Genomic DNA, 4,232 nt, shown 5'->3' on the forward strand with positions numbered 1-4,232 from the left:
CATGGCCAAGGCACAGTTCGCCGTCATCTTCGGCGAGCGCTTCACCCGGGCCATGGCGGCCTGACGGTCAACCCGCCGCCCTCACACGAAATTCCTGACAGTCCCCTCGGCCCGCGGCCGGCGAACTCCGTCAGCGTCCCGGGTGTCTTGCCTGCAGTCCGGCCGTGGTGCTCCCCGCGATGGCTCGATGACTGCGACGCTGGGTTCTGCCACGAAGCTACCCGGACACCCTCGCCAGCCGCTCCCGCAGAACCTTCATCTCGGTGAACCGCACCGTCACGTCCCGCATGACCGCGACGATCCCGGTCATCGCGCCCTGTTCATCCTTGAGCGGCACGATGGTGAACTCCACCGAGATCTGCCGCCCATCCTTGCAAACGCCTGGAACTGACAGAAGGGCGCCCTCGCCGTAGCGGCTCTCGCCCGTCGCCATGGTTTTGTGGTAGCCGTCCCAGTGGCGCTTGCGCAGCCGCTCGGGCGTGATGATGTCGAGCGACTGGCCCACCGCCTCGGTTTCCGTATAGCCGAAAATGCGGGCTGCACCGGGGTTCCAGACACGGATGATGCCGTCGCGGTCGGAAGCGACGACGGCGTCCGCTGATCCGGCCAGAATGGCATCGGCAACGATGCGCGCGAACTCCATGAGCATCCTCCCCGGAAGCGGCGCCGCCCTCCGGCGGAGCGGCGCCGTCGCACTCAGGCTGCCTGCTGCTCCAGCAGCTCGTCGGCCGGGCCGAAGAACTCGAACCGGATCCGCTCGGTCGGAACGCCCTCGCGTCGCAATCCGTTCACAAGCGCGCGGAGAAACGGCTCGGGACCGCACAGGTAGTAGGTCGCCGCCTCGTGGGGCGTCTGCCCCACCAGCCACTCCGCGGTGATCAGCCCCTGCGCATCGTAGTGCTCCCCTGGCCGGTCCCCCGCCGCGGGCTCCGCGTAGAAGGTGTGCAGGCGCAGGTTCTCGTTGCTTGCCGTGAGTTCCCGGACCTGATCCCGCATCGCGTGCACGCGCCCGTTCTGGGCGCCGTGAACGTACCAGGTCGGCCGCTCGGGCGTGGTCCTGGCGATCGTCTCCAGCATGCTCACCATCGGCGTGAGCCCGACGCCGCCGCTCACCAGCACGACCGGATCCTTGGCCGCTCGATCCAGATAGAAATCACCCGCCGGCGGTGCTGCGCGCAGCACTGTTCCGGGCCCAGCTTCATCATGCAGCCAGTTCGAGACGATACCCGCCGGCTCGCCCGGTTGGCCCTCGCGCTTGACGGTGATGCGGTAGGCGCGGTCGTTCGGAGCGCAGGGGATCGAGTAGTTGCGCTTGAGCACGCCGTGATCCGGCAGGCCGAACAGGAAGCCGAGATACTGCCCAGGCTGGTGGTGCAGGACCGGCCCGCCGTTGGCCGGAACGAGAACGAGCGAGCGGATGGCCTCGCTCTCGGGCGTGACGCTCTCGACCACGAACTCACGCCAGCCGTTCCTGGGATTGCCCCGGCTCGGTGGTTCTCCCGCACTTTGATATTAGTGGTGAATTCGGCTCGGCACAGTCAGGCTGCAAGCGCGTGCAGCTGTGCAAAGGATGAGTTTGGTGTTCGAGCCTTCGGTTCGTCCGCGAGCCATCGCAGTAGTCGCACCAAGTTCATTGCCGCTGCCGTCATCAGATGAGCCAAGTGCGTCTTCGCGGGTCCGAAGTAGGGCGTTCGCCGCAGCCGAGATGACCGCACGCCTTGTGCAATCGTGCCCTCGACGCCGCCTCGTCGGACGTACTCGGCTGCGAAGTCGGCGGTCTTCTCCCGCTCCCGCCTGACCCGCAACGCCTTATGTTGGGCTTCAGGGCGGATCGTGATCGCCCGGCGGGCCGACCGCGAGCGTGTGCAGTACGGCCGCAGCGAGCAGTCCCGGCAATCGCGGACCGCGAACTTGATCTTGATCACCAGTGTCGTGCCGTGGACGAGCGTGGGCGTCCAGCTCTGGCTTTCCTTCCCGCCCGGACACGTTGCCCGCCGTCGAGCGAAGTCAATGGCAAAGTCCCGTGCGGCGAAGCCGGCACCGGCCTGGGCCTGCCACTGCCGATCACCCCGCGTTGGGCCGACCAGATCGATCCCGTGGCGCGCCTGGGCGTCAACGAACAGCGCCGCGTTCACGAAGCCGGTGTCGGCGATGTGGATTTTGGGCAGCAGATCCCGTGCAGCGAGCGCCGCGTGGATGGTCGAGGTCGTCGCGTCGTCTGACACCGCGGCGGTCGTCGTCTCGACGTTGGTGACCAGGTTCGGCGCGTCATCGTCGCACGTCTCGGTCAGATGCACTTTGTAGCCGCTCCACACCGTCGTGCCCTTGCTCGCGTAGCGCGCCTCAACGTCATACGGCGAGCCGATGTATCGACCCGATGGTGGCAGCTGATCGTTCGTCCGCCATGCGACACGGGTGCCCTCCGGCCCGTCCTCGCGGAGGAAGTTCTGAACCGCCCCGGGTTTCCCGGAGGCTCCAACTCTTGAGAGGATGGAGCCATGAGGAAGCATACACCCCCCTTCTCGCCTGAGGTCCGCGAGCGGGCGGTCCGGATGGTGCGGGAGCACCAGGGCGAGCACGGCTCGCAATGGGCCGCGATCCAGTCGATCGCCGAAGATCGGCTGCTCGGGCGAGACCCTTAGGAACTGGGTGCGCCAGTCCGAACGGGATCAGGGCCTGCGCGCTGGGCCGACCACGGATGAGGGCGAGAGGATCAAGGCACTGGAGCGGGAGAACCGCGAGTTGCGCCAAGCCAACGAGATCCTGAGGAAGGCGTCGGCCTATTTCGCCATGGCGGAGCTCGACCGCCGGTCGCGGACATGATCGCGTTCATCGACGACCATCGGGATGCCTACGGGGTCGAGCCGATCTGCAGGGTGCTGCCGATCGCCCCTTCCACCTACCACGTCCATGTCGCCCGGCGCGCCGACCCAGGCCGGCTGCCGGCGCGGGCCAAGACCGATGCGGCGGTGATGGGCGAGATCCGGCGCGTGCACGAGGAGAACTTCGGCGTCTACGGCGTCCGGAAGGTCTGGCGGCAACTCGCCCGAGAAGGGATCGTGGCCGCCCGCTGCACGGTGGCGCGGCTGATGCGGACGATGGGCTTGGCGGGGGTGGTGCGAGGACAGACGGTCCGCACCACCATCCCCGATCCAGCGGTGGCTTGCCCCCTCGACCGCGTCAATCGCCAGTTCCAGGAGCCGCGCCCGAATGCCTTGTGGGTGGCGGACTTCACCTCCGTGGCGACCGGGGCGGGCTTCGTCTACGTGGCCTTCGTGATCGATGCCTTCGCCCGCCGGATCGTCGGCTGGCGGGTGTCGCGCACGGGACTGTCAGGAATTTCGTGTGAGGGCGGCGGGTTGACCGTCAGGCCGCCATGGCCCGAGTGAAGCGCTCGCCGAAGATGACGGCGAACTGTGCCTTGGCCATGACCCACTCACGTGGGCCCATCTTCCATGCCCTCTCGGAGCGGTTCAAGACCAGGTAGAGGAGCTTCAGCGCGGCCTCGTCGGTCGGGAAGTGGCCCCGGGCGCGCACGGCCCGGCGCAGCGTGGCATTCAGGGCCTCGATGGCGTTCGTCGTGTAGAGGATCCGCCGGACCTCGCCGGGGAACGCGTAGAACGGCACCACCTCGCTCCAGGTCCGCCGCCAGCTCTGGGCGATGGCCGGGTACTTCTGGCCCCACTCGCCCGCTTCGAAGGCAGCCAAGACCGCCTCGCCAGCGGCAGCATCGAGTGCGCGGTAGATGTCCTTCAGCGCGGCCGCCACGAGCTTACGGTCCTTGTAGGAGACGAAATCGAGGCTGTGACGCAGCAGGTGGACGATGCAGGTCTGGACCAGCGCCTCGGGGAACACCGCCCGGATCGCGTCGGGGAAGCCCTTCAAGCCATCGACCACGGCCAAGAGCACGTCCTCGACGCCGCGGTTCCTGAGCTCGTTCATGACCCGCAACCAGAACTTGGCGCCCTCGTTCTGCTCCAGCCACAGCCCGAGGATCTCCTTGGATCCGTCTCCGCGCACGCCGAGCGCGATGTGGACGGCTTTGTTCCGGACGAGGCCCTCGTCGCGCACCTTGATCCGCAGGGCGTCGAAGAACACGATCGGGTAGACCGGCTCCAGCGGCCGGGCCTGCCAGGCGGCGACCTCCTCCAGCACCGCGTCGGTCACCGCGCTGATCAGGTCGGGCGAGACCTCGATCCCGTAGAGCTCGCCCAGGTGCCCGACGATCTCCC

At 67.7% G+C, this 4,232-nt stretch carries 2 protein-coding genes, 3 pseudogenes and 1 other annotated feature; of the genes and pseudogenes, 1 reads left to right on the plus strand and 4 read right to left on the minus strand.

Going from position 1 to position 4,232, the window contains the following annotated elements; genetic code table 11:
* Positions 1 to 217: 217 nt before the first annotated feature.
* From MET2598_RS0117150 to MET2598_RS36750, 3 genes and pseudogenes are all read right to left on the minus strand, one after another.
* Positions 218 to 643, minus strand: a complete 426-nt coding sequence (locus MET2598_RS0117150) for a PAS domain-containing protein (RefSeq protein ID WP_012335242.1) — start codon at positions 641 to 643, stop codon at positions 218 to 220.
* Positions 644 to 696: 53 nt separating this feature from the next.
* Positions 697 to 1,470 (minus strand): annotated as a pseudogene (locus MET2598_RS36745) (nitric oxide dioxygenase); the annotation flags it as partial.
* 68 nt (positions 1,471 to 1,538) lie between these two features.
* Positions 1,539 to 2,453: pseudogene (locus MET2598_RS36750) on the minus strand (transposase); the annotation flags it as partial.
* A gap of 45 nt (positions 2,454 to 2,498) precedes the next feature.
* Here MET2598_RS36750 and MET2598_RS39340 point away from each other — a divergent pair.
* Positions 2,499 to 3,326, plus strand: a pseudogene (locus MET2598_RS39340) (IS3 family transposase); the annotation flags it as partial.
* Positions 2,778 to 2,894: a sequence feature (AL1L pseudoknot), on the plus strand. It overlaps the preceding pseudogene by 117 nt.
* 40 nt (positions 3,327 to 3,366) lie before the next feature.
* Here MET2598_RS39340 and MET2598_RS36765 read toward each other — a convergent pair.
* On the minus strand, positions 3,367 to 4,232 hold an 866-nt coding region (locus MET2598_RS36765), incomplete at its 5' end, for an IS256 family transposase (RefSeq protein WP_018261701.1).

This window comes from Methylobacterium sp. WSM2598, from assembly GCF_000379105.1.
Classification (GTDB): domain Bacteria; phylum Pseudomonadota; class Alphaproteobacteria; order Rhizobiales; family Beijerinckiaceae; genus Methylobacterium.

What these genes read in the sequence shown, in the direction of transcription:
- MET2598_RS0117150 (WP_012335242.1), bottom strand. Translation starts at nt 643, where the DNA reads ATGGAGTTCGCGCGCATCGTTGCCGATGCCATTCTGGCCGGATCAGCG.